Consider the following 24,207-nt stretch of genomic DNA (forward strand, 5'->3'; position numbering starts at 1 on the left):
CTGAGGTATGCGTGGATAAAATCAGTATCCGATTTCTTTTTCGGCTTCGGCAATTGCGGCATAGAAATCGTCTACCACCTGGGCACCGACTTCGCCTTTGAGCCATTCCTTTACCGGTTCAACCGCTGCCTTGAACTGTCCCATCTCGTTCGCGGTGGGAGAGTAGATGTCCATGTTTGCGTTCAGGACGCTGAAATCGGTAATCTTGCTTGCCAGGGCTTCGGATACCCGGTCGGCCCACTGACCCTGAAGGGCGGCAACTTTGATGATCTGCTGAATATCAGCGGGGAGTTCGTTGAAGTAATCGTTGTTGATTACAACCATGTTTTCACTCCACACGTGACCATCGAGGGTCATGTAATCCTGCACTTCGTACCATTTGTTGGCAGCGATGTTCCATACGGGGTTTTCCTGTCCGTCAACAACACCGGTCTGACAGGCGGTGTAAATCTCGTTATGAGCCAGGGGCATGGCGGTAGCTCCGAGGGCTTCGACCATCTTGCTGAAAATGGGGGAAGGCATTACGCGGAACTTCATTCCCTTCATGTCTGCAGGAGACTTGATGACCTTTTTACTGTTGGTAAAGTGCCGGGTTCCGTTCTGACCCATCCCGAGAACGAGCAGGTTGGATTTTTCTGCCATATCAGCAACCATGTCTTTCCAGAAGTCGCTCTCATCGAAAACTCTCCAGGCCACCTCATCGGAGCGGAAGGCGTAGGGAAGGCTGAAAACCTGCATCGCCGGGTAGAAACCTGCAATGGTTCCGGTGGTAATGGCGATTTCCAGGGTTCCGTTCTGAACCATTTCAGTGGCAGCCTTACTCTGCGCCAGGGTTCCGCCGGGATACAGTTCAACCGACGCTACTCCGTTGGACATGCTCTCTACGACACTTTTGAAAAGAAGTGCGTAGGCGTGTTCTGCCTGAGGTTTTTCTCCCATTGCAGGCCAGGTGCCGGCATCGGTGTAGGCCATACGCATAACGTACTTGGCATCGGGCAGAGCCTTGGTCAGATTCTCGGGTACACTCTTTTTTTCCTGGGCGGGTTCAGCCGCTTCTGTTTTCTTTGCCTCCATGGCAGCTTTTGCTTCGGCGGCAGAGTCATCGGCGCAACCGACAACCAGTGCGCTCATCATGATAATACTGAGGGCAAGAATGCCAAGGAATACTTTGCTGATCTTCTTTTGCATTGACAGCTCCTTTAACGGTAAATATTAGTAACATGTAATACATGCTATAGTGAGTATTGTCTCAGTGAAGTTGTTGCTTTGCAAGCTTTTTCTTCAAAAATTCATGCTATTTTACTCGTATCATTGTATACGGTGTTATATGGTATGTAATACAAGTTATCACATCAGGAAATATCAGGAGAAGATATGAACAGCTACGAACGTATGAAAACAGCCCTCGAAAAAGGTCTGCCGGACCGTCCTCCCCTGTTTGAACTCAGTATAGCTAATTCTGTGATCCAGGGGCTCGGATGCAGGGATTATTTCGATGTAATCGACTCGCTGGATCTCGATGGCATGACCGTCAATCAGGTACTCTATGAAAAAGAGGATTTTCCCTGGATCGATCCGGTCAAGAGGATCTTCAAAGATAACTGGGGCTGCCGTCTGGCTCTGGGAGAAGAGCCCTTTCCCTTTCTTCTTGACTGGCCGATTCGGGATGTCGACGATATTTCCCGGTTCTCTACCCCCGATCCCCGGGATGACGGCATGCTCACGTTAATTCCCGAATTTGTACGACGCTACAAGGGCAAAAAAATGATAGCTCTCTTGAGTCGAGCGGTATTTGCTACCTCCTGGTATCTGCGGGGAATGGAAAATTTCCTGATGGACCTGGTTCTGTATCCGGATGCCGCCGCTGAACTGATGGAGAAGGTCGGCAGGTATTACCGTGAATTGCACAGTCTTGCCATCGAAGGCGGGGTCGATCTTATAGTTCTCGGAGACGATTATGCCAGCAAAACCGGTACTATTATGTCGCCGGTCACCTTTCGTCATATGATCCTTCCCGGACTGTCGGAAACGGTAAGAAACATCAAGCAGAAGGGCGGGTACTGTATAAAGCATACCGACGGAAATGTCTGGGCAATTATCGAAGACATGGTTTCAACCGGTGCAGATGCCCTGGGGCCGCTGGAGCTGGAGGCCGGCATGAACCTTGCGGAGGTCCGGGAAAAATACGGCCACAGGGTTGCCGTAATGGGCAACGTGGAGGTTGATCTTTTAAGCCGCGGGGCAAAGGAGGATATACGCCGGGAGGTGGAAATCCTTCTATCCAGGGTCTCGGCCAAGGGAGGACATATAATGTCTTCCGGGAATTCCATCAGTAACGCCGTCCGACCGGAGAATTACCGCTACCTGGTGGAGTTGACGCAGTCAGCAGGGTAGAAAAAAGCCCCCGTTCGCCGGGGGCTTGATGGAATACAAAACCCTTAAACGAGCTTCTTCGCCCGTTCCGCGATATCCTTCGCGGTAAGACCGTAATACTCGAGGAGCAGCTCATAGCTTTCAGCGGACTGACCGAAGGAATCCTGCATTCCCATATGGTCGATCTTGAGAGCCATGCCGGCGAGGGCGGATTTTACCGATGATCCGAGACCATTGATAACATTGTGTTCTTCAACGATCATGATCTTTCCGGTTTTTGCGGCGATTTCCCGTACCTTTTCGGTGGGAAAGGGTTTTATCGTCCCAAGGCTGACGACCTCGGCTTCGATGCCCTCTTTTGCGAGTATTTCCGCCGCTTCCAGGGAGTTGTGGATCATTCCGCTCATTGAGAAAATTGTCAGGTCCTTACCGGTCCGGAAGGTATCGACCTGGCCGATTGTGTAGGGTGCCTTCTCGGTAATAACCGGCAGTTCGTTCCTGGGAATACGGATATAACAGGGGCCCGGGTGATTTGCCATGGCCTCTACCATTCCGTCCACCTGATTGGCGTCGGCGGGTACAAGGACAGTCATGTTGGGAAGGACCTGCATAATGGCGATATCGTCCAGGGCCTGGTGGGTTTTTCCGTCACCGTAGTCGCTCAATCCCGCGCTGGATCCGCAGATGTTCACATTGAATCCGGGAATACAGATGGAGCTTCTGATCTGGTCATAGGCCCGTCCGGTTGAAAATACCGCGAAGGAGCTGAAAAAAGGAATCTTCCCCGCAATTGCCATACCGGCGGAGACCGCAGCCATGTTCTGCTCGGCAATTCCGACCTCGACAAAGCGTTCTTCTCCCAGTTCCTCAATGGCCCGCGAGAAGGTGGATTTTCCGAGATCGGCGTCCAGGGCCACTATGTCTTTGTTTTTGCTTCCGATACGTACAAGGGCTTTACCGTATGCTTCTCGTAAACTTGCCATCTCTGCCATTATTTTAAAGCCTCCTTAACTGCTAACAGGGCTTTCTTCCCTTCTTCGTGCTGTTCTTTGGTCATGGCACCGTTGTGGAACCCGACAACGTTTTCAGCAAAGGGGAAGCCTTTACCTTTGATGGTGTGGGCGATGATTGCTTTGGGTTTTGAACCGGGATCCCTGTCCAGGGCTTCAATAATCTGGGAAAAATCATGCCCGTCGATCTCTATTACTTCCCAGCCAAAGGCTGCCCATTTATCCGGAAGATTGGGAATGTTCATGATATCAACGCAGCTTCCGCATGCCTGAAGTCCGTTCTGGTCCAGAATCATTGTCAGGTTGGAAAGTTCATAGGTGGCGGCAAACGCTGCGGCTTCCCAGAGCTGTCCCTCTGCCATTTCTCCGTCTCCGCACATGACGTATACCTTGTTTTGGGCCTTGTTCATGCGCTTTTTCGCATAGGCGATACCGGCACCAATGGAAAGTCCCTGCCCGAGGGATCCGGTTACCGCTTCCATTCCCGGAGTTTTCATATCCGGGTGGCCCTGAAGCATTCCCCCCAGGGTTTTCATCTTGGGGAATTCATCCCTGGAAAAGAATCCGGCTTCCGCCAGAGCCGCGTACTGAGCGGGTACGGCGTGCCCCTTACTCATAAGAAAGAAATCTCTGTCAGGGTCGTTTGCATTCTTCAGGGAATAATTCATCTTGTGAAAATACAGTGTTGCGACAATATCCGTCGCGGAACTGCTGCCGCCTAAATGGCCTACCTTGCCCGGTTCGAGCATTTCAAGCAGGTCAAGACGCATTTCAACGGCTTTCTTTTTCAGGCTTTTTATCAGGTCGTCCTGAGTTGACATGGCCTATCCTCCTAGCATGTAACATGTATTACAACAAAATTGAACAAAAAAAATTCAATCCGGTCAGTAAGTATCATACAGTATATTGTTAAATTGTCAACCTTTTTGGCCCCGGGCTACATTAGGGATTAGCACTAATCAAGCACAACCTTGGGAATCTCCGGTGTCTCCTGCCGGTCGTAATAATTCTTTATCTGGTTGAAGGTCCAGAGTACATGCTCCCGCATGATCTCTTCCGCTTTCTGCTTGTTCCGATTACGTATAGCCTGAAGCAGCCTGGCATGATAGTGAATGCCCGCATCGGGACCGAGGATATTGCAGACCTCGTTCCAGGCGGAATTGAAAATCTCGAAAAGCACCCTGTAGACCTTGTAGACAACGCTGTTGTTCACGATTTCCGTCAGTTTAAAGTGAAACTGCTCATCCAGCTGTGCGTGTTTTCTCATGTTGCTGGTGGAGCTCTTCATCTTTTCGAGAATGGCTTCCAGGTCCTGAAGATCCTTTTCGGTGGCGTTCTCAACAACGTAGGGCATGAAACTCGGTTCCGTAATCAATCGGAATTTCAGAACATCCAGAACGTCCTTTTTGCCCAGGGCAAAGATGGGCAGCAGAAGATCCAGCTGGTCCGACAGGTTGAAGTGCTTAACGTAGCTTCCCTCTCCCCGGCGTATTTCGATAAACCCCTGGGCTTCAAGGGATTGAAGGGCGGAACGGACAGAGACGCGGCTGACGCCCAGCTGCTCACATAGCTGACTTTCCGAAGGCAGACGATCCCCCGGTGCCCAGCTCCCGCTGACGATCATGGACTTACATTTTTCATACACCTGGATCTTGATCTGCGATGTTTCAATTTTACCCAGTCTTGTCATGAAATTCTTATATTACATAATACAAGTGCTGTCAATGAAATAATTATCCCTTGAAGTCAGCTGTTCCTCGTGTCAGGCCCGTATAAGAGGCAGTACCTGACTGAAGCGGTCCATAATGGCGGTCTGAAAATCCTGAAACTGAAGACGCATGCTCTCGTACTGGGCCCGAAGGTCCTGGATCTCAGCGACGGCGGCTTCGATACGGCCGGCGACTTTGCTGCGGGCTGTCTGTCTGAAACCTTCTGCAAGCTCTCCCATAAGGGCGGCAACGGAGAGTATTTTCTCCACACGATATGCGTTGGATCCGGCGAAAACAAAGCCTTGGTTCAACTTTCCCCGCCGGGCATTATTAAGGGCAATGGATATGCAGTACCGGGCTTTCTCCGCCTTGCAGCTGGCGAGGCACTGCCAGGCGCATTTAAAGGATGGCCTGCGCCCTGCTTCGGAGTCCTCAATAAAGCTGTTTCGTATTGCCCTGCCCGGCATGCCTACGGGGCTCTGGATCAGTCCAATATCCTCCGCGCTGCACTGTACATACGCCTCTTTGAATGCCGCATCGGCGTCGCATTCGTGGGTGGCTACAAAGCGGGTTCCCATCTGAACGGCGGAAGCCCCCAGCTCCAGGGCCCCGTGTATATCTTCTCCGGTAAAGATGCCTCCGCCGGCAATAACCGGTATTCGGCGCTGAAACTCCTTCTCGTAAGGCCGGACAGCCTCCACAACCTGCGGTACGATAGACTCCAGCTGAAAAGCGGGATCATCGATCTGCTCCTCGCTGAAACCAAGGTGCCCGCCGGCTTTCGGCCCCTCGAAGACCAGGGCATCAGGAACATCGTTGTAGATCTTCTTCCACATTTTAAAAATCATCTCCGCTGCTCTGGCGGAACTGATTATGGGGACAGCCTTGACCCCGGCGGCCCGCATCTTCTCGACGGGTATATTCTTTATCGGCAGCCCTGCACCCATGAAGACCAGGTCAACCTTCTCTTCAATGGCGACATCCAGGAGCTCATGAAAATCGTTGACCGCTACCATGATGTTTACGCCGAGTATGCCGTCGCTCTTTTCCCGGGCGCTGCGGATCTCCCGGCGAAGGGCCCGCAGGTTGGCGGCACGACCATCCTTGAAGTAGTCGGGCTCCAGCATGCCGATGGCATTGGCTGCGATTATGCCGATGCCTCCCTCGCTGGCTACCGCCGATGCCAGTCCGGAGAGGGAGATTCCCACTCCCATTCCACCCTGAACCACAGGAATTCTGGCGGTGAGGTCGCCTATCCGGAAAGAGGGCCAGTCGAAACGGGGCAGGGACAGCTGATTAAGCTTTTGCAGAATACCCTTGACGGGGACGGATTCGGACAGGTCCGAAGCGAGTTTTTTTAGAGAAGAAAAAGCAGTATCTAAACGCAGATTTTGCACAACAGCCTCCATAATGATTCGGCCGCCGGCCGAATGACCAGCAGTATGACAGGATTTCTGAGATTAATAAAGGCGTAGAGACGGTATTTCCGCCGGGCGCCCTGAAAAATTACCCCTTCCTCCCGGACTATGGTTACAAACACTCTTTTTGAGCTGCTCCGCTTTTATTCCGCCCTGAAGGCGAGTACACCGTTCTGTCCGCCAAAACCGAAGGAGTTAGAGAGGGCTGCCCGGATTTTAACCGAACGGGCCTCGTTGGGAATATAGTCAAGATCGCACTCGGGGTCGGGATTCTCCAGGTTTATAGTGGGAGGCAGGACCCCATTATACAGGGCCAGAACGGTTGCTGCGGCTTCAAGCGCTCCTGCGGCTCCGAGGGTGTGGCCGATCATGGATTTTGTTGAACTGACGGGAGTTTTCCTTGCGGAGTCCCCCAGGGCGGATTTGATGGCCTTTGTTTCTGTGGAATCATTGGCCCGGGTGGATGTTCCATGGGCGTTTATATAATCCACGTCCTCAGGATTCAGTCCTGCCTCACGCATTGCCGTTTTCATGGCCTCAGCGGCCCAGCGGCCTTCGGTATCGGGCGCCGCAATGGAATGGGCGTCGGCGGTCATTCCGGTACCGGCCAGGGTGGCATAGATTCGGGCGCCCCGTTTTTGGGCCCGGTCTCTTCGTTCAAGTATAAGTACCGCGGAACCTTCTCCGATGACGAAGCCGTCCCGATCTGCGTCAAAAGGACGGCTGGCCCGCTGCGGTTCATGATTTCTGGTGGACAGGACCTTCATGCAGGCGTAGGCGTCCACTGCCAGGGGGGTTATGGTGGATTCTGCGCCTCCGGCAACGATTACATCCGCTTTGTTCAGCTGCAGCAGCTGGGCTCCCAGGGCAAGGGTGTGCGCTCCGGTGGCGCAGGCCGAGACAGCCCCGAAGCAGGGACCATGGATGCCAAGTTCAATCGCGACGTTCCCGGCAGCCATATTCGGAATTATTTTGGGCACCACAAGGGGATGTCCTTTGAGCGGCCCTTTATCGAGAAGCGTCTGGTGCTGAATTTCGATATGCTCATAATCCCCGGCCCCGCTGCTGACAAGAGAAGCGATACGGGCAGGGTCTTCCTTTTCCAGGTCCAGCCCCGCGTCTTCCCAGGCCGCAAGGGCGGTACAGACTGCGAGCTGGCTGAAACGCGCCATCCTCTTGGCCCGTCTTTTGTCCATCAAATCCTGGGGATTGAAATCCTTTACCTCACAGGCGATGGTGCTGCCAAAGCCCGCAGGATTGAAAGCGTGTATGGTGTCCGCGCCGGATCTTCCGGCAATCAGATTTTCCCAGAAGGCCTCCCGGGTGTTTCCGATTGACGTAATGGCGCCTATCCCTGTAACAACAATATCATTCGCGTGTTTCATGTAAGTTCCTCAGTCTGTATTTTATCGGCCGACGGCCGACTTGTCATCCACCGGGAGGATATAAACAAAAAAGCTGCCCGGAAAAATCCGGACAGCCCAGGAAAAACTGATAGATAGTGTCAGGTGCCGAACCAGTTGATCGGTTCGTTGGCATAGTTCTGATAGATATGTTTTATCTCGGTATACTCCTCCAGGCCGACCTTTCCTAGTTCCCGACCGCTGCCGGACTGTTTGTATCCGCCCCAGGGAGCCTGAACGAAATAGACATTAAAGTCGTTTATCCAGACGGTTCCTGCCCTGAGCCGGGAGGAAACCCGCTGGGCCCGGTCCTGGTCTCTGGTCCAGACGCCGGCGGAGAGGCCGTAGATGGTGTCGTTGGCCCGGGTGACCGCTTCCTCTTCGGTAGAGAAGGATTCTATGGTGATGACCGGCCCGAAGATCTCCTCCTTGGCCAGGCGCATGTCGTTGTGCACATCGCTTATCAGGGTGGGGAGGTAGTAGTACCCTCCTTTATCAGGCGGGTTCTCCGGTTCCGTACCGCCGCAGACAATCGAGGCTCCTTCCTTCTTCGCCAGATCGATATAGCTCTTCACCTTGTTCCGGTGCTCTTCGGAGATCAGGGGACCCATCTGGGTTTCCGGGTCAAAGGCATCTCCGATTCGTATATTTTTTATCCGCCGTTTAAGTTCGGCGGTGAATTTTTCTCGAATGGGTTCTTCCACCAGAATTCGTGAACCTGCTGAACATATCTGTCCGGCATGAAAAAACACGCCATTCAGGGCGAAATCCACCGCGGTATCAAAGTCCGCGTCGGCGAAGATGATGTTGGGATTCTTCCCGCCCAGTTCAAGGGCCACCTTCTTGACCGTATCGGCTGCGGCCTTGAGGATCTTTTTGCCGGTAACGATGCCCCCGGTAAAAGAGACAAGATCCACTCCCGGATTGGTGGTCATCTCCGAGCCCACAGTGTCGCCCGCACCGAGCACAAGGTTGATTACTCCTTTGGGGAATCCGACCTCTTCGGCGAGTTCTGTAATTCTGATGGTGGTAAATGGGGTTATTTCGCTGGGTTTCATAACGATTGTGCAACCCGCGGCCAGGGCCGGCGCAATCTTCCATGAGGCCTGAAGAAGGGGATAATTCCATGGCGATATCTGTGCCGCTACGCCGACGGGTTCCCGTACAACCAGGCTGGAGGTGTTGGGGTTGGGGGACTGGATGATTTCTCCCCCTTCCTTGTCTGCCAATTGACCGAAGTAGCGGAATATGCCGGCTATGTCGTCCATGTCCCAGCGGCTCTCTTCAACGGTTTTACCCGTATCGAGGCTCTCCAGGCGGGCGAGGCTTTCCCGGTTTTCTTCGACTTTATCCGCAAGTCTTTCAATGAGACGGCCCCGTTCGGCAGCAGGAGTGCCGGGCCATTCTCCCAGGTCAAAGGCTGATCGGGCAGCATCGACAGCCAGTGTAACATCTTCTGCGCTGCCCTCCGTTACTTTCGTAATTACTTCTCCCGTGCAGGGATAGACAATTTCTCTCATGTTTCCGGAGACGGAATCTACCCATTCTCCGTTTATGTACATTTTTGTTTTACCGGTATATTTAAGCTCTTTTGCCATACGCAACTCCTCCGTAATCATCGGGATATAAAAAGATGTGGGAAATACTCTGTTTTTCCTTTACCACAGGGAACCTCCGGATACCGTAATGTCCTGGCCATTAATTCCGTATGCACCGTCGCTGGTCAGAAACAGTGCGGTTGCCCCGATTTCTTCCGGCTTGATCAGCCTCTTCTGGGGGTTATTGCCCGCTTCCTGGGCAATCAGTTCATCACCCTTCATGTTCATCTGTTTTTCAGCAATGTCGGAGATCCAGTCCCGTCCAAAATCGGTCTCGACCCAGCCTGGGCAGATGGCGTTGGCGGTAACACCCTGTTCCGCTCCCTCAAGGGCCATGGCGCGGGTCATACCCAGGACTGCCGCCTTTGAGGCACAGTATGCTGGAGACATGGGGGCTCCGACGTTTCCGGCGGTGGAAGAGATTGTTATTATGCGTCCCCATTTGCGTTCCATCATGCCCGGAAGGCAGAGTTTGCTCATGCGGAAAGGACCGTTGGCGTTTACGTCCATAACCTTGAGCCAGAGACCTTCCGGATGATCCACGACACCGTGCTCGGCGGTTATACCGGCGGCGTTGGCGAGGATGTCGACCTTGCCGAAGGCCTTTACGGTTTCCGCGTAGAAATTCTCACAGGATTCTGTGGATGTTACATCAAGCTCAACCGCCAGTGCCCGGACACCGAAGGACTCGATCTCTTTCTTTGTCCGGTCCATCTCTTCGGACCCCGGCATGTTCACAAGCTCTCCGTCGGCTTTGGTCTCCCTGCGATTTGAAAGGAGGGACCCGATTGAAACGTCCGCGCCTGCTTTTGCAAATGCCAGTGCCATGGCGCGTCCCATACCGGAAGCGCCCCCGGTAACCAGAGCTACCCGTCCTTCAAGAAATCGTTCACTCATATAAACTCCTTAAAAAGATAATAAAATAATTTGCATACACCTGTATCGAACCTGTTGCCGTGTTCGATTAAAGGTGAATACCAACCAAAGCAGTGAGGTCAGATTCGAACGACTTTTTTCTATTCCCGTGTCCTGTATATGTTGCGACACCGGTACGGAAGAAGGATAAATTACTGCATTTCTGCGTCGATAATGTTTAGCCTACCACATAAATATTGTTAGAGTCCATAGGAAATATAAAAAATCAGAATGACTTTTCTCTAAAACTGATTTCGTGGGCTGCAAGGAATGGAATAGTATTTGTATATTCTCCGAAGAATGAGATTACTGGGAAATTATAAATATTTGTATATAAAAGATATATTGTTTTGTTTCAACTGGATGTCAAGAATGAATCCCATCTTTATTCCTGGCCGGAATATCCGACTTGCGGACTTGAAGTTCCTTTGAAACAAGTATATACTTAGAACACGAAGGATAAAATTTACATTTCTGTTAAGATTAAATCACCCATAAAGGAGATACTAATGGTGTTTAAAACAGGGAAAACCCTGCTGTCAGTTGTCTGTGTTCTATTTCTTGTAAGCGGTATGCTTTTTGCCGAAGGGCAGCAGGACAATGCTTCCATCGAAGCGAAGATTTCCGATGCCGACACGACCGTCGATTTTGCAGAAGTCCAGTGGACCGATATCAACTCCACTACCGCCGCTACCAGGATCGTTCTGGAGGCAATGGGATACGACACTACAAGTAAAATTGTATCCGTGCCCATAGCATTCCAGGCTATCAGCACCGGCGATATTGATGTTTTTCTCGGCGACTGGGAACCCTCCATGCGTTCCATTACCAGGCCTCTTCTGGAAGAAGGCGAGATAATTGATTACAAGACAAATCTTACCGGAGCCAAGTATACCCTCGCTGTTCCCCGGTACGTTGCCGATGCGGGTGTTACAAGCTTTAAAGACCTTGCCGAGCACGGAGAAAAATTCAATTACAGAATTTACGGTATAGAGCCCGGGAACGACGGAAATATACTGATTCAGCAGATGATTGACAGCAACGCCTTCGGTCTTGGGGATTTTGAGCTCATAGAGTCCAGTGAAGCCGGAATGCTTGCGGAGGTACAGGCGGTTACAAAGAATGACGAATGGATCATTTTTCTCGGTTGGGCTCCGCACCCCATGAATACTGTATTCGATATAGAGTACCTTGCCGATGGAGACGATTATTTTGGTCCCGACTTCGGGGCAGCTACTGTGCATACCATCACACGAGTCGGCTATGCGGCGGAAAACCCGAATCTGGGGCGTTTCTTCAAGAATCTGGAGTTTACCCTTGATATGGAGGGTGAGATCATGAAGATGATTGCCGACGGTATGACCGCCATGGACGCCGCGGAAGCGTGGCTGGCTGAGAATCCTGCGATTCTCGATTCATGGCTCAAAGGCGTAAAGGCCGTGGATGGCCGCGACGCCCTGCCGGTTGTTCGGGAGAGTCTAAACCTGTAAGACGGGAAGAAATACCGGATTCCTGCAAATTGAAAAAATATCTGATTATTGATTTTCATGAAAAGGGTCCTGTGGTCGATGGAGGATCGTAACTCTCTCGGTACAGACAGGGCCCTTTTTTCTTTTTTATTCCGCTCTGCTTTCTTATTTCTGTTTCTTCTCCGCGTATAGTGTTTCCCCGGAACTGATGGTTGATAATCGGGAAACAGGCATCTATAATCGGACAATGCGTCGCTCTTCCAGCCTTCATATACCGGTACGCTCTGCTCTTCATCTGACAGGAGTATATATAAGAGGTCTTCTGGGGGCGCAGGTAAAATCAGTAGTTTTTATCATCCTGTATTTGATTATATTCCAGCGATTTATATTGGGTATACCATTAAGCGGCATCTCATGGATTGCCTTTGGCATTACCATGGTAATTCTGGGTCTTACCTTGTTTCTTGAAGGAATAAGATTCGGTCTGATGCCGTTGGGGGAGCAGGTCGGGGTAACTCTGCCTGCCAGGTACAGGAGTATTTTCGTAATAATTGTATTCGGTTTTCTTGTCGGTTTTGGCTCAACCCTTGCCGAGCCTGCAATAGCGGCATTGAGAGAAATCGGAAGTACCGTACCTGCCTGGAAATCTCCTTTATTATATCTGCTGCTCCAAAGATATACATCCCTGCTTATTTGGGCCATCGGGATAGGAGTCGGAATTGCGGTAATTCTTGGTCTTTTGCGTTTTCATTATGGGTTCTCCATTAAGTTCCTGATAATCACCGTAATCCCCCTCCTGCTGGCAGTGACCATCCTGGCCTATATTGATGATAAACTCCGGAGTATAGTCGGATTAGCCTGGGATTCCGGTGCTGTCACAACAGGTGCAGTTACCGTTCCTCTTGTACTCGCCATCGGTATTGGTGTATCAAGAGCCTCCGGACGAAACGAAGGCGGGCGCGGTGGTTTTGGAATTATCATGCTTGCTTCTGCACTGCCGATAGTATGCGTCCTTGTTTTGGGTATTGTCCTGCGGGAGAACGCACCGGATCCCCGCACGGAGCATGCTTTTTTCCTGCAGGAACACAGGGAACAGGCTTTACAGCTTTTTGATAGTGAAAAATCTCTACAGCGGTATGCATTCCGGATAGCCGGAGAAGAGGGACGCAGGGCATTTTTCACGGAATCCGATGATTATCGGACCGCCTTGCGGTCCCTCGTGCTGAATGAAGGTTTCAGGCGCGATATTCTTGGAGATTTGAGTTTTTCCGAGTGGCTTCGTACGCGTTCTTCAGAAAGTGAACGGGAGTACCTTGCAGGTTTCTTCCATCAGGAGCCTGGGGAAAAGCGGGAGTCCGGGGGATTCAGCAGTATTATTTCTCAGAAAATGGCGGATGCATCCAGGGCAATAATCCCGCTTACTGGTTTGCTGCTTATAGTGCTGATTATGTTTCTCCGCGAAAGACCCCGATACCGCGACGAGGTGAGTTTGGGGATTATTCTGGCGATTCTCGGAATGACCTGCCTGACAGCCGGGATAAGTGTTGGATTGACTCCCCTTGGCGAAGCTGTTGGCGAGGGGCTGCCTCGTTCCTTTCAAGCCAGGGAACAGGTGACAGACCGGATTGTGATAGAAGAGTTCGATACAAGTATAGTTATAAGAAGTATACATCCGGATGGAAAGAAGACTGCGTATTTTTATCTTGAGCGTGATGGTCGTCTTGAAAGGATACAGTATTTTTCGGAGCGATATAATCCGGAAAATCGGCAGTATGAACACATTATTTATCGTAAACCGCTGTTCAAGGCTGAACTTTCATTTCTGGGAATTGCTCTTGTTTGTGTCTTCGCTTTCGGGCTTGGTTATGGTTCTTCATTGGCCGAACCGGCATTGCATGCCCTGGGGAAGACGGTGGAAGAAATGACCATCGGCAGAGTCAGGGAATTCATGCTGGTACGGGTTGTTGCCATTGGTGTCGGTTTTGGAATCATGATGGGGATAATGCGTATTATATTTTCCATTCCCACGATCTGGCTTCTTCTGCCGCCCTACTTGCTTTTGTTACCCATGAGCATTATTGGGGATGAAGATTTTGTTGGAATAGCATGGGACAGCGGAGGAGTAACAACTGGACCAGTTACCGTACCCCTTGTATTGGCCATGGGCATGGGGATTGGTGCTGAGCTTCATGCCACCGACAGCTTCGGGGTATTGGCACTGGGGTCTGTGTATCCGATCTTTACGGTTCTTGTATATGGGTTGTGGGTGCGGATTAGTCAGCGTCGATCGATGGTGGAAAAAAGGGAAGAGTTGAGTAATGGATGATACAGAATTCCACGGCCGGAAGGCCGTCGGGGTCACCTGCATTGTGCATAAAAGCCTCCGTAAACAGGTGATGGAATTTCTGGAAGAAACCGGCGTTGGAAAGATCTATGTCGAGGCGGGTAAAAGCGAAAGGCTTTTTATCAGGTCACGTCCTTTCGGACTGCCCGGGACACGTCAGGTTCTGCACGATTCGCCTGCAGAAATCTTCCGATTCTCCATATCCACCGGGGATACACAGTATGTGCTGAATTCTCTTATCGCAGCTGCAGAACTGGATGTTCAAGGACGCGGTATGATTTTCTCACAGAAGATATATGAGTACAGTAAAGATTCACTGCCGATCATTCCAGCCGGGGAAAAGTCTGGAGAAATCGATACGAAGTATTCGCTTTTGCCAGGGCTCTCACTTATAACCTGTATTCTGTCCAGACCTGGTAGCGGGGAAGAACTTTCCAGAACAGCCCTTGAGCTGGGAACCTGCGTGCCGATTATCACTAACGGACGCGGTACCGGGATGCGTGATAATCTGGGATTGCTGAGAATAACAATTCCCTCCGAAAAGGAAATAGTCCAGCTAATCGTTCCGGAATATGATGCTGACAATATTATTCAACTGTTGATAGAAGAGGTAAAACTGAACCTGCCAGGACGCGGTTTTTTGTTCCGGACACCCATAGGCATGGGCGTGGTGGATACAAGGCTTCGAATCGGCCGTCAGGAACATGCAGCCAGCATGGAACAGATTATTTCCGCTATTGATGAGTTGAAGATGGGAACTCACTGGCGTAAACGTTTTTCCGGTACAGAAAACAGCTCTTTTGGCAATCCATCCCATCTTCTATTCAACTATAAAGCCATATCCTTTGTGTGTAGGGAAGGAAAGGGAGATTCCCTTGTCAACAGGGCCATGGAAAAGGGCGCTCCGGGTGCCACTATTTCCCGTATAAGCTGCTTGAATCTGCAGGACAGGGAGGGGGATTCGGCTGCTCGGGAACGGAATGTCATCTGTGTACCGAATAATCTCGCTGAAAAAGTTATAGATGCCATATTTCATGAAGAAGAGATAATTGAACAGTTTCTGGACCACCTTTGGATTCAGGACGCTCCCAGTGTTTTTTCATATATCAGATAAAGGAGAGGGTATGGATTTTTCTACAGGACAATGTATCCTTCTGCACGATAAAGACAATACACTGACCGCTCTGCTTTCCCTCGCTGCCGGACAGGAGATAGCTCTTAAGACCGTTCAGGGAATGCTAAAGCTGACGCTGCGGGACGAGATCCCTTACGCGCACAAGTTCGCCCGCCGTGATATTGAGGCCGGAGAAGATATCATGAAATACGGTGAGGTAATCGGATCTGCAACTGCCTTTATTCCGGCCGGGGCCCATGTACATGTACATAACGTCAAGGGGAAAAGGGCATGAGCTTTTCAGATGCGCAATTTCTTGGATATCACCGTCCGGATGGACAGGTGGGGGTAAGAAATTACCTGGGAGTTCTTTCCACGGTTACCTGCGCCAACCAGGCTGCGGAGAATATTGCCGGGCACGTAAGGGGCACGGCCGTTTTTACCCATCAGCAGGGCTGCGGACTCCTGCAGGAAGACCTCGATCTTACCCGGCGAACCCTTATTAACCTGGGACGAAATCCCAACCTGGGGGCTGTTCTGGTTGTCAGCCTGGGCTGCGAAGGGGTTGATGCCGAAAAGATCGTGGAAGGCATCGCTTCTTCCGGAAAGCCCGTGGAGCTGGTCAGAATCCAGCGGGACGGGGGCTACTTCGCCGCCATCAGCGAAGGGGGACTGAAGGCGCAGAAACTCGCATCGGAGATCAGTATGCAGGTCCGTAAAGAGGCCTCCATACAGAACCTGCGTATCGGCGTCAAGTGCGGTGCATCGGACCCCACCTCCGGTCTCGCCTCGAATCCTGCGGTGGGTCAGGCCCTGGACCAGCTGATCGCCGCCGGAGGTTCAGCTGTATTCGGCGAGACAACGGAGCTGATCGGGGCGGAGCATCTCGTGGCCGGACGCTGCGAAACCGACGAACTCTCGGACAGGCTCCTTGGCATGGTACGCAGGCTCGAAGCCCGGGTAATCCAGCACGGAAGCGATATGCGGGGCGGAAATCCCTCTGCCGGAAATATCGCAGCGGGACTGACAACCATCGAAGAAAAGTCCCTGGGAGCTGTTGTAAAGTCCGGCACTGCACAGATTCACGGGGTTTTTGATTACGGGGAGTGTCCGCCCAGTGAAGGAGGCCTCTACTTTATTGATTCCCCCGGAAGGGAGCCGGAACTCCTGGCCGGACTCGGTGCCGCCGGGTGTCAGATTATACTCTTTTCCACCGGTATCGGCGCACCCCAGGGGTTCCCGTTTATTCCGGTTATCAAGGTTTCCGGAAACAGAAATACGGTAAAGGCCCTGGTGGATTTTATCGACCTTGATGTATCCCAGGTCCTGTTAAAAGGAGAGTCTCTGGAGAGTGCCGGCAGTCGGGTGCTGCAATATTCCCTTCGGACCGCCGACGGGCACACCACAAAGGCGGAGACCATCGGCTACAACGGGTCGACCGCGATCTATCAGCGGGGGCCCATCGTCTGATTCTGTTCACCCTTTACGGTGTATATATTCTTTATTGTTGTACCCGGATAGTAGTGTGCCAATATCTCCTCCCAGGTCCACCCCTCGGCTGCCATGCCGGCGGCCCCGCTCTGATCCATTCCTACACCGTGTCCCCAGCCGCCGCCGGTAAAGACGAAAGACTCCGGTAAATCCCCATACCCGAGCACCGGTTCCGATACAAACAGGTTGCTCCTCAGGCTTCCCAGGACCGATCGGATTGCGTCCCCCTGTATTTCGGTACTGCCGCCGGTACCCCGGACGAGGATCTTCTCCACCCTGCCGCTTATGCCCCGGCCCCGACTGGTCAGGGAGATGATTTCGCCAACTTCAGTGCCCCTGGCACGTAATCTGGCGGCGATTTCCTCTGCGGAGATCCAGCTGCGCCAGCGGTAGGCCGAGGGTGAATGAAGGCCCGGAGCGGAGCTGAAACCTGGCGGACGATCCGTCAGCCACCGGGCCAGTTCCTCCGGCGGCAGGAAAGATATTCTCTCCGGGATGGCCGGATCGTTGACTGCCTGCAGCGGGGAGGGGTATCTCCAGACGCTCTCGCCGCTCTCGGTGTGTCCGCCGCTGTTGGCGGAGTAGACGGCGTCCAGGGGCCTGTTATCGTAGATAAGGACCTTTCCCCGGCTTGCATCAACGGCGGCGCTGGTTCGCTCCGCCTCGTTGCCGGCTCCTCTGTAGGAGGCGGAGCGGACGGAACCCATCAGATCGAATCCCCGGGAGGAGAAGCGTCCCATGTTAGCCAGAGTGTAACTGCGGGCTGCAATGGCCTGGGCTTTCAGTGCCTCTTCCGGCCAGTAGGCGGGAATTTCCGACGGTACCACCGAGTAGAGATACTCCTCCAGATTAACCTGGTTTATTACGGTAATCCCGCCGGGTTTGGGCAGAAACTCCATCTGCCCCCGGTAGAACCGGTCCTCGGAGCCTGCAAAATAGTACCCGCTGCCGTACTCCATATCGAAGAGCGCCGTGGTCGCCCCGGGGGAGTCGTAGTTAAGGACCACAGGTGCCGCGGTCTCCATGATACTGTCGCCGCCGCTGCGGCTCACGATTATCCGGTCCGGAGCATGACTGATGGTAAGGATCTCCCCTTGCTCTCCCTGATAGAGAATATCGGCACTCCACAGGGAAAAGGCTTCTCCTGTTTTCAGGTGCAGGATATCCGTATCCTCCGCCAGCCCTATCCGTATTGCCGGAATGGTTTCCCTGTCCTCCGGGAACTGTTCTTTTTTCGGGGCCTTTACCGCTACACGCCGTTCCCCGGCCTCACGATCCCTCTTTTCCTTCAGATCCGGATATCTCTCGGTGATGTTACGCAACTCCCGTGCCGCCTCCCTGTTGCCGGGGTATACGGCAAGGGCACGCTGCAGATAGCTGTAGGCAGCATCCAGATTTCCCCGGGCGATCTCCGTTCTTGCCATGGGAAGAAGAGCACGGGTAAGATTGGGTTCCTGTTTAAGAGCCAGGCGCAGATGGTCCGCGGCGGAATCGTAATTCCCCTGTCCCAGCGCAAGGATGCCGAGAAAATAGTGAGCCCCGGGATTGTAGCTCTCCCTGCGAAGGGATTCATTCAGAAGCTCTCCGGCCTTTGCTGTTTCTCCCTTTCTGTAAACGGCGAGTCCGTACCAGAAGAGCTCCTCCGCGGAGGAGCCATCCGGACCTGCGAAAACAGGTCCCGGGAGAAGGCCGGCAAGCACTTCGGTTTTCAGCAGTTCCAGGGAGTACCGGCCGTTTTCCGGGTCGGCATTAAGGATGACGAGGTGCTCACGGGCCTCCCGCAGGTATCCGGCTTCCCGCAGAAGGCGGGAGAGCTGCAGCCGGGAACGGGTATCTGCGGCGTCATGGTCTACCCGGCTCTGAAAAGCCTCCAGGGACTCTTCGAAGTCCCCGTCGTAATAGAGGGATACCGCGTCTTCGAAGGACGGAGCTGCCTCGGTCATGATTTCCTTCGCCGGATTGCCGGCAAGACCGGTTCCAAGAAAAAGTACCAGTAAAATGCCTGCCATGTGTTCCGCGGATTTCATGTTGCTACAGTAGGGAGAGCTTCCATGTGTGTCAAGTTGATCTCGGCATGAATCACCAGTTTCCTGGGGATAGAACTTGATTGCGAGACCGCTTAAAAACCGGTATTATATAATTGTTCCCATATTAAGGAGATCTTCGTGGCAAAAAGAATCGCGGTAATAAATGGACCCAATCTTAACATGCTGGGGCAGCGTGAGACCGATGTATACGGCATGCAGGACCTGGAGACCATAAACGCTGGACTTAAAACACGAGCACATAACGCAGGAGCCGATATCGAGTTCTTTCAATCCAACGGAGAAGGTGAGCTTGTAACCTTCATTCAGCAGTGCAGAAAACGGATTGATGGAATTGTACTGAATGCAGGGGCTTATACACACTATTCTGTCGCCCTGAGGGACGCAATCTCAGCAGCCGAGGTTCCTGTTGTGGAAGTACACCTTTCCAATGTCTACAAAAGGGAAGCTTTCCGCTACAGCTCCGTGCTCGCTCCGGTTTGTGTGGGAGTTATAAGCGGCTTCGGTGCCGACAGTTACCGTCTTGCCCTGGAGGCCCTACTGAGGTAAACAGGGAAGATGATTTACTAAAGACTGTCGTTGCATAAAAGCTCCGTCAGGTCAGGGGCATCCATGTTATCCGGTCTCTGACGGAGCAGTTGCATGGCGGCAGTATCAGGGAAAGTGGTCCTGACTCCCGCTTATTCATAACTTTTTTCTTTGAAGGGAGGGGCGGCTAATCCTTTTTTTCTTCCTGTTCGTTCCTGGCCTCTGCTTCACCTTCAGACATGCCGTCACGGAACTCTTTTTTCGCCTTTCCCAAAGATCGTGCGAATTTGGGTATTGCAGACGCTCCGAAAAGAAGCACCACCACACCGCCAATTACCAGAATTTCTGTTGAACCAAGCATATTCTAATTCTCCTTGCTGTTTTCTTCAGTTCTATTTGCCCGGGAATCGGATCCGTCCCGGCTTGTTTTTTCGACTGCTTTATCAAAATTTGCTATTTCGCTTCTCATCCGGGCATTGATGGCCCGAATCTCCTTCATCTCTTCTTCTATGCCGATCTCCTTCTCCATATTCCGCAGTTCACGTTTAGCCAGGGTATAGTAGTAATATGCCTTGGCCCAGATACGTCCCAGCCGCCGGAAGATTGCAGGTATCTCCTCCGGACGTACAAAGATGAGCAGAAGCAGACCGATGAGGAGAATTTCCTGAAAGCCGAGTCCCGCGGGGCCCATTAGCGTTCTCCCTCCCCGAAGCGGAATATCTTTGCTACAAAGATGGCCAGAAAGTAGAGCAAAATCAAGGGGGCGGCGATGATGCACTGGGAGATGAAATCCGGAGGGGTAATAAAGGCCGCCAGAATAAACACGAGCACGATTACAAAACGGCTTGCCTTGAATAGCGTTTTTCTCTCGAGGACATTGAGTATCATGAGGGCTTCCAGCAGGATCGGGAACTGGAAACTTACCATGATTATCAGAATAAAGCGGAAGATATAGAGGATGTTCCGCTGATAGTTGAGCATGAGACCGACGTTTTCCGGCAGAAACCCGCGGTTTGTAAAAAACTTTATCGTAAGCGGAAGTATTGTGTAGTATCCGTAATAGAAACCCACACCCACCAGGAGGGTTCCGGTAAAGATGGCGAGGAAGAGCACCCTTTTTTCCTTCTTTCGTAAGGCCGGAAGAACGAAACGGACAATCATGAAGAGCATGACCGGGATGGACAGGGTAAAGCCGGAGAGGATTGAGACCTTCAGTTTGGTAAGGAATCCTTCAAAAAGGAAGTTTACAAAAAGGGTGTCCTCCGTATTCAGACCTTCGATGGCCAGAAAGGGCGCATAGAGGAAGTTCACAATGGGGTCGAAGAAGTAGAAGCTGACAATGCTGAACAGCGCCAGGGCGGCGGCGGAGATCAGAATGACCGAACGCAGTTCCCGCAGGTGCTGGCGTACCGACAGCTGCAGCAGCTGCTCCTCTTCCCTGCTGAGTTTCTCTTTTTCGTCAGGCATAGGCCCGTCCTTTATTGAAGAGCAGGGGCCGGTCGGAGGAGATACGCCCGATTATTCCGACCCCCTGCTTCCGGGCTATCCCGCAGGCCCGGGTCGTGGCAATACTCCGGGAAACGATAAGGGGAAATCCACAGCGTCCTGCCTTTTCCGCGATCTCGGAGTTGACGCGGCCGGAGGTAAAGTAGATCAGGTTTGCCGGGTTCAGGCCGGTCAAAAGGGCTTTTCCTGTAACCTTGTCGAAGGCATTGTGCCGTCCCACGTCTTCGTACTGGGCGACAAAGCTTTTGCCGTCGAAAAGGGCGCTGCAGTGAATGCCGCCATGGGCCTTGTACTTCTCGGCACAGTCGAAGAAGTGCTGCATAAGGGCCTGCAGGTCGGTAAGCTCAGGTACTTTCAGATCCTGCACCGGCGGCATAGGGGTGGAGTCCTCCCTGTTGATGCTGATGTGGATGGTGATAGTGTCCGGATGAGTGGAATCGGTCTCATACTGCGACAGTTCTGCCGCACTGCGGATCAGACCATTACAGTACAGATGTCCGACAGTCAGCTCCCTGAGGGCCTCGGGGGTACAGTGAAAGCGATGCAGCAGTTCGTCTCCGGTGAAAAGAAAGACTTCAGATTCGGCAACCAGGGGTTTTGTCTCTTCCAGGGAAATCATTTATTGAATCTCCAGACTTTCCACAGATTCCCACTCCGCCATGTATTTCGCCTGGGATTCATCCAGAAAATCAGCGGAGAACAGATAGCCATCGCCATTGGATGCCCTGGTAAGCCGGATGTCCCTGTAGTCCTCCGTATTCGATGCAAGTACTTCTGCAATCTGATTCAGCCGGCCGGGTTTTACCGAGAACGGGGCGTCAAGGAACTGGCTGAGTATGGTTGGCCGGGGATATGTCCTGGATTCCCGCCTGACTGTGTGCACGATGAGCATTATATCATCTCCTTCGGCGGAAATATTCAGGATCTCCGCGTAGGAATCGGTCATCGAATTGCTGCTGTAATAACGACAACATTCCTTTCCCTGAAATATGTGAATATCCGGACTCTCAATACGGGCCGCCGACTCGATTCTGGCTGCGATCATGTCCGGAGTAAACTCGGTATTGAAAAAACGAGAGCCGGCCGCAGCCAGCTCCCGATTATCAGTCAATCTGCCTTCCTGTGAAGCTTTTCGTATCTCTTCGGTAAGGAAGGCTTTTACATCACCCCTCATGTACCTATTATGCGGTTAAAAGTCCCAGCCGTTCAAGCTCATCAGCCACATCCTCCAGGTTGAGCCTGGTGAGCTGTGCCCTGGTGGGGATTCCCGTCTCTTCGTCCCATCCCATCTCGCGGTAGAAGAGGGTAAGGGCTGTGTCGTAGTCATCCCTGTCCAGCTTGATGGTTCCCTTGGTAAAAGGTTCCTTGTCCGGGTCCATATCGAACTGCCAGCCTGTAAGCTGATCATGATCCCGCCTGAGGTTGGAGGACTTCATCTGCTTGGCCGTCAATGCCCTGTGCAGGGTAAAGATTCTCTCCGCGGATTCATCGAGCTCCGCCTCGCTGACCTTGAATCCTGTTGCCATGGAGAAGAATTTTGCCTCCAGGCCGGTGTCTCCTCTATAGTTACGATCCTTGAGGGGAGATACAGTCATGGGCCACATCCAGTTGCAGAGGGTAAGGGAGTCGTGCAGTACGTTACGGACGATACTCCACTTTGTGAATTTCGCCTTTGCCTGGTTGGCCGGTGTGTAGTTGGCCACTTCGTCGATTGCTTCGGCTCCCCAGTGTTCGGCAGCTACCTCCTTCAGGATGTTCGTGGGAAGTCCGCTGAACAGGAAGTTCTGGTGGGTATGGCACTGGGCGTCCCGGTTGAACATGGAGGATATAACTCCTCCAACCACTCCGTCGGATTCATTGCTGTGGTGAACGGGATAGCCGAGTTTTGTCCAGAGTTTGTTTCCCTTGTAGCTCCAGTAGTCCTCGCCGAAGCCCCATTTTTTTGCAACGTACCAGGCTCCTTCGCCGAGGGTCGCCAGCTCTCCTTCCTTGAAGGCGATGCGTCGGTAAAAATCCTGGAAAAAGCTGATATCTCCCTTTTCGATCTTGTCCAGGGGCAGGGAGTTGTACTCATCCCGGGGAAGGACCTTTTCCAGATAGCCGTGATCGATGGCCCAGAAGAAGTCACGCCCCAGCTGCCCGTAGTTGCACCAGACGCCGTAGTCGTCGGCGATCTGCGCTCCCATGGAACGTCCGATAACATTGGCCTCGTCATTGGTTTTGCCCGCAACCTTGTAGCCTTTCATTACGCCGTTGGGAGAGAAAAACCCCATGCAGGTATTGGCCACATTCGGGCTGACGCCGTAGGCCTCCAGTTCGGGAACATGAAGGTGACTGTGACAGCGGACAGGGCAGGACGCGCATCCGCCCATACGGACGGTGTATTTTTCGCCCGCGGGACCAAGGTCCTTGATGGCTTTCATGGTACGGTAGCCGATCTTGTTGACTTCCTCCGGCCGGACTTCTCCCGTTTCGATGGGATAGGGGGCTGCACCCCAGAAAAGCCCCTTCTGGGAAGTCCAGCGGCTGGAGGGATCATGGTACTCGGCCCAGGCCTGGGGAGTCGAGGGAACAACGTGCTGGTTGTTGGCCCCCACGATGGCAAAGGTATCCTTGTTCAGCTTGTGCCAGGCATTCCGGTCTCCTGCGATCTTTACCGAACCGGTTCCCATGACGCCGATGGCCTTGAGGTTCTTGGAGCCCATTACACCGCCGTGTCCGCCTGCGGAGTGGCTGGCGCCGGTCCGGATAACCGAAAGGTTGACCTGGTGTTCACCGGCCTGACCGATGGCCGCAACCTGGGAGCTTTTTCCCATGATGGCGGTAATTCCTGCAATCGTGTTGAAAGTCCCGTCTCCCCAGAAAACTGAGGCGTCTTCCAGGGTGACGTCCTGGTCGACTATCCTGAGCCATACCGGCCGTTTTGCTTTTCCCTGGATAATGACAGCGTCATAACCCGCGTACTTCATCTCCACCGCAAAGTGGCCGCCCATGTGACTGTCGGAAACCCCGTGGAAGGGATTGGAGGGAAGAAGGCTGGTAATATTGGTCCGTCCGGAACACATGGCTCCTGTTCCCGTAAGGGGACCGACGCCGAATATTATCCTGTTCTCCTCAGCGAAGGGATGGGTCCCCTGGGGAACCTCGTCCCACATTACCTTGTAGCCGATTCCCATACCGCCTATGTAGCGGGAATATTTTTCCGTTGATTCTCTTGTTATCTGTTCAGTGCTCAGATCCACTCGAAGAATGGTTCCTGCCCAACCGCCTTTTAATGCCATATC

At 52.6% G+C, this 24,207-nt stretch carries 22 protein-coding genes; 7 read left to right on the top strand and 15 right to left on the bottom strand.

The window, feature by feature from the left end; translation table 11 throughout:
• Positions 1 to 21: 21 nt before the first annotated feature.
• Entirely contained in the window at positions 22 to 1,188 is a 1,167-nt protein-coding gene (locus B4O97_RS01345) for a DctP family TRAP transporter solute-binding subunit (protein ID WP_096348825.1), read from the bottom strand.
• Between the two features lie 186 nt (positions 1,189 to 1,374).
• Between B4O97_RS01345 and B4O97_RS01350 the strand changes: the two genes are divergently transcribed.
• A complete protein-coding gene (locus B4O97_RS01350; RefSeq protein ID WP_083047550.1) occupies positions 1,375 to 2,394 on the top strand; it encodes a uroporphyrinogen decarboxylase family protein in 1,020 nt (339 codons plus the stop codon).
• 44 nt (positions 2,395 to 2,438) lie between these two features.
• On the opposite strand, the gene B4O97_RS01355 is transcribed toward B4O97_RS01350, so the two are convergent.
• From B4O97_RS01355 to B4O97_RS01385, 7 genes are all read right to left on the bottom strand, one after another.
• Positions 2,439 to 3,365, bottom strand: a complete 927-nt coding sequence (locus tag B4O97_RS01355) for a transketolase family protein (RefSeq protein ID WP_083047552.1) — start codon at positions 3,363 to 3,365, stop codon at positions 2,439 to 2,441.
• Positions 3,365 to 4,204 (bottom strand): transketolase, encoded by an 840-nt coding sequence (locus tag B4O97_RS01360; protein WP_083047554.1) that lies wholly within the window; start codon positions 4,202 to 4,204, stop codon positions 3,365 to 3,367. The genes B4O97_RS01355 and B4O97_RS01360 overlap by 1 nt, the downstream gene beginning before the upstream one ends.
• A 134-nt stretch (positions 4,205 to 4,338) precedes the next feature.
• Complete coding sequence (locus B4O97_RS01365) at positions 4,339 to 5,073, bottom strand: FadR/GntR family transcriptional regulator (protein WP_083047556.1); 735 nt, start codon at positions 5,071 to 5,073, stop codon at positions 4,339 to 4,341.
• A 72-nt stretch (positions 5,074 to 5,145) separates the two neighbouring features.
• Positions 5,146 to 6,489, bottom strand: coding sequence for an NAD(P)H-dependent flavin oxidoreductase (locus B4O97_RS01370; protein ID WP_233142873.1), 1,344 nt, complete (start codon positions 6,487 to 6,489; stop codon positions 5,146 to 5,148).
• A 164-nt stretch (positions 6,490 to 6,653) separates the two neighbouring features.
• Positions 6,654 to 7,895, bottom strand: a complete 1,242-nt coding sequence (gene fabF, locus B4O97_RS01375) for a beta-ketoacyl-ACP synthase II (protein WP_083047560.1) — start codon at positions 7,893 to 7,895, stop codon at positions 6,654 to 6,656.
• 119 nt (positions 7,896 to 8,014) lie between these two features.
• Positions 8,015 to 9,511 carry a betaine-aldehyde dehydrogenase gene (betB, locus tag B4O97_RS01380; protein WP_083047562.1) on the bottom strand — a complete coding sequence of 499 codons (1,497 nt, stop codon included), beginning with the start codon at positions 9,509 to 9,511 and terminating at the stop codon, positions 8,015 to 8,017.
• 60 nt (positions 9,512 to 9,571) lie between these two features.
• Positions 9,572 to 10,408 carry an SDR family NAD(P)-dependent oxidoreductase gene (locus B4O97_RS01385; RefSeq protein WP_083047564.1) on the bottom strand — a complete coding sequence of 279 codons (837 nt, stop codon included), beginning with the start codon at positions 10,406 to 10,408 and terminating at the stop codon, positions 9,572 to 9,574.
• Between the two features lie 527 nt (positions 10,409 to 10,935).
• Between B4O97_RS01385 and choX the strand changes: the two genes are divergently transcribed.
• The 5 genes from choX (at position 10,936) to B4O97_RS01410 (ending at position 16,823) form a co-directional block, all read left to right on the top strand.
• Positions 10,936 to 11,916 carry a choline ABC transporter substrate-binding protein gene (gene choX, locus B4O97_RS01390; protein ID WP_198946993.1) on the top strand — a complete coding sequence of 327 codons (981 nt, stop codon included), beginning with the start codon at positions 10,936 to 10,938 and terminating at the stop codon, positions 11,914 to 11,916.
• Between the two features lie 226 nt (positions 11,917 to 12,142).
• Positions 12,143 to 14,221: a DUF1538 domain-containing protein gene (locus B4O97_RS01395; RefSeq protein WP_269844533.1), complete on the top strand. Its 2,079-nt coding sequence runs from the start codon at positions 12,143 to 12,145 to the stop codon at positions 14,219 to 14,221.
• On the top strand, positions 14,214 to 15,353 hold the full coding sequence (locus B4O97_RS01400) for a hypothetical protein (protein ID WP_083047567.1): 1,140 nt from the start codon (positions 14,214 to 14,216) through the stop codon (positions 15,351 to 15,353). The genes B4O97_RS01395 and B4O97_RS01400 overlap by 8 nt, the downstream gene beginning before the upstream one ends.
• A 10-nt stretch (positions 15,354 to 15,363) precedes the next feature.
• Positions 15,364 to 15,648 (top strand): UxaA family hydrolase, encoded by a 285-nt coding sequence (locus B4O97_RS01405; RefSeq protein ID WP_083047569.1) that lies wholly within the window; start codon positions 15,364 to 15,366, stop codon positions 15,646 to 15,648.
• Entirely contained in the window at positions 15,645 to 16,823 is a 1,179-nt protein-coding gene (locus B4O97_RS01410; protein WP_083047571.1) for a UxaA family hydrolase, read from the top strand. The genes B4O97_RS01405 and B4O97_RS01410 overlap by 4 nt, the downstream gene beginning before the upstream one ends.
• Here the strand turns inward: B4O97_RS01410 and B4O97_RS01415 are convergent.
• Positions 16,802 to 18,853 carry a SpoIID/LytB domain-containing protein gene (locus B4O97_RS01415; RefSeq protein WP_158084087.1) on the bottom strand — a complete coding sequence of 684 codons (2,052 nt, stop codon included), beginning with the start codon at positions 18,851 to 18,853 and terminating at the stop codon, positions 16,802 to 16,804. The genes B4O97_RS01410 and B4O97_RS01415 overlap by 22 nt on opposite strands.
• Positions 18,854 to 19,009: 156 nt before the next feature.
• On the opposite strand from B4O97_RS01415, the gene aroQ reads away from it, so the two are divergent.
• Entirely contained in the window at positions 19,010 to 19,438 is a 429-nt protein-coding gene (gene aroQ, locus B4O97_RS01420; protein ID WP_233142874.1) for a type II 3-dehydroquinate dehydratase, read from the top strand.
• A gap of 166 nt (positions 19,439 to 19,604) precedes the next feature.
• On the opposite strand, the gene B4O97_RS01425 is transcribed toward aroQ, so the two are convergent.
• The 6 genes from B4O97_RS01425 to B4O97_RS01450 form a co-directional block, all read right to left on the bottom strand.
• Entirely contained in the window at positions 19,605 to 19,778 is a 174-nt protein-coding gene (locus tag B4O97_RS01425; RefSeq protein ID WP_083047575.1) for a Sec-independent protein translocase subunit TatA/TatB, read from the bottom strand.
• A gap of 3 nt (positions 19,779 to 19,781) precedes the next feature.
• Positions 19,782 to 20,108: a hypothetical protein gene (locus B4O97_RS01430; protein ID WP_083047577.1), complete on the bottom strand. Its 327-nt coding sequence runs from the start codon at positions 20,106 to 20,108 to the stop codon at positions 19,782 to 19,784.
• Positions 20,108 to 20,884: a twin-arginine translocase subunit TatC gene (gene tatC / locus B4O97_RS01435; protein WP_083047579.1), complete on the bottom strand. Its 777-nt coding sequence runs from the start codon at positions 20,882 to 20,884 to the stop codon at positions 20,108 to 20,110. The genes B4O97_RS01430 and tatC overlap by 1 nt, the downstream gene beginning before the upstream one ends.
• Positions 20,877 to 21,542 (bottom strand): formate dehydrogenase accessory sulfurtransferase FdhD, encoded by a 666-nt coding sequence (locus tag B4O97_RS01440; RefSeq protein WP_083047581.1) that lies wholly within the window; start codon positions 21,540 to 21,542, stop codon positions 20,877 to 20,879. Before B4O97_RS01440 ends, tatC begins: the two co-directional genes overlap by 8 nt.
• A complete protein-coding gene (locus B4O97_RS01445; RefSeq protein ID WP_143305470.1) occupies positions 21,543 to 22,034 on the bottom strand; it encodes a hypothetical protein in 492 nt (163 codons plus the stop codon).
• Between the two features lie 70 nt (positions 22,035 to 22,104).
• The gene (locus B4O97_RS01450; RefSeq protein ID WP_083047585.1) at positions 22,105 to 24,204 is read right to left on the bottom strand and encodes an aldehyde ferredoxin oxidoreductase; all 2,100 of its coding nucleotides are present in this window, start codon (positions 24,202 to 24,204) and stop codon (positions 22,105 to 22,107) included.
• Positions 24,205 to 24,207: the final 3 nt, after the last annotated feature.

The sequence above is a fragment of the Marispirochaeta aestuarii genome, from assembly GCF_002087085.1.
GTDB classification, from domain to species: Bacteria; Spirochaetota; Spirochaetia; order JC444; family Marispirochaetaceae; genus Marispirochaeta; species Marispirochaeta aestuarii.

Bases quoted from the DNA above. Each gene is read 5' to 3' on its own strand.
- B4O97_RS01345 (WP_096348825.1), bottom strand. From the start codon at position 1,188: ATGCAAAAGAAGATCAGCAAAGTATTCCTTGGCATTCTTGCCCTCAGT.
- B4O97_RS01350 (WP_083047550.1), top strand. From the start codon at position 1,375: ATGAACAGCTACGAACGTATGAAAACAGCCCTCGAAAAAGGTCTGCCG.
- B4O97_RS01355 (WP_083047552.1), bottom strand. From the start codon at position 3,365: ATGGCAGAGATGGCAAGTTTACGAGAAGCATACGGTAAAGCCCTTGTA.
- B4O97_RS01360 (WP_083047554.1), bottom strand. From the start codon at position 4,204: ATGTCAACTCAGGACGACCTGATAAAAAGCCTGAAAAAGAAAGCCGTT.
- B4O97_RS01365 (WP_083047556.1), bottom strand. From the start codon at position 5,073: ATGACAAGACTGGGTAAAATTGAAACATCGCAGATCAAGATCCAGGTG.
- fabF (WP_083047560.1), bottom strand. From the start codon at position 7,895: ATGAAACACGCGAATGATATTGTTGTTACAGGGATAGGCGCCATTACG.
- betB (WP_083047562.1), bottom strand. From the start codon at position 9,511: ATGGCAAAAGAGCTTAAATATACCGGTAAAACAAAAATGTACATAAAC.
- B4O97_RS01385 (WP_083047564.1), bottom strand. From the start codon at position 10,408: ATGAGTGAACGATTTCTTGAAGGACGGGTAGCTCTGGTTACCGGGGGC.
- choX (WP_198946993.1), top strand. From the start codon at position 10,936: ATGGTGTTTAAAACAGGGAAAACCCTGCTGTCAGTTGTCTGTGTTCTA.
- B4O97_RS01395 (WP_269844533.1), top strand. From the start codon at position 12,143: ATGCGTCGCTCTTCCAGCCTTCATATACCGGTACGCTCTGCTCTTCAT.
- B4O97_RS01400 (WP_083047567.1), top strand. From the start codon at position 14,214: ATGGATGATACAGAATTCCACGGCCGGAAGGCCGTCGGGGTCACCTGC.
- B4O97_RS01405 (WP_083047569.1), top strand. From the start codon at position 15,364: ATGGATTTTTCTACAGGACAATGTATCCTTCTGCACGATAAAGACAAT.
- B4O97_RS01410 (WP_083047571.1), top strand. From the start codon at position 15,645: ATGAGCTTTTCAGATGCGCAATTTCTTGGATATCACCGTCCGGATGGA.
- B4O97_RS01415 (WP_158084087.1), bottom strand. From the start codon at position 18,853: ATGGCAGGCATTTTACTGGTACTTTTTCTTGGAACCGGTCTTGCCGGC.
- B4O97_RS01425 (WP_083047575.1), bottom strand. From the start codon at position 19,778: ATGCTTGGTTCAACAGAAATTCTGGTAATTGGCGGTGTGGTGGTGCTT.
- B4O97_RS01430 (WP_083047577.1), bottom strand. From the start codon at position 20,108: ATGGGCCCCGCGGGACTCGGCTTTCAGGAAATTCTCCTCATCGGTCTG.
- tatC (WP_083047579.1), bottom strand. From the start codon at position 20,884: ATGCCTGACGAAAAAGAGAAACTCAGCAGGGAAGAGGAGCAGCTGCTG.
- B4O97_RS01440 (WP_083047581.1), bottom strand. From the start codon at position 21,542: ATGATTTCCCTGGAAGAGACAAAACCCCTGGTTGCCGAATCTGAAGTC.
- B4O97_RS01450 (WP_083047585.1), bottom strand. From the start codon at position 24,204: ATGGCATTAAAAGGCGGTTGGGCAGGAACCATTCTTCGAGTGGATCTG.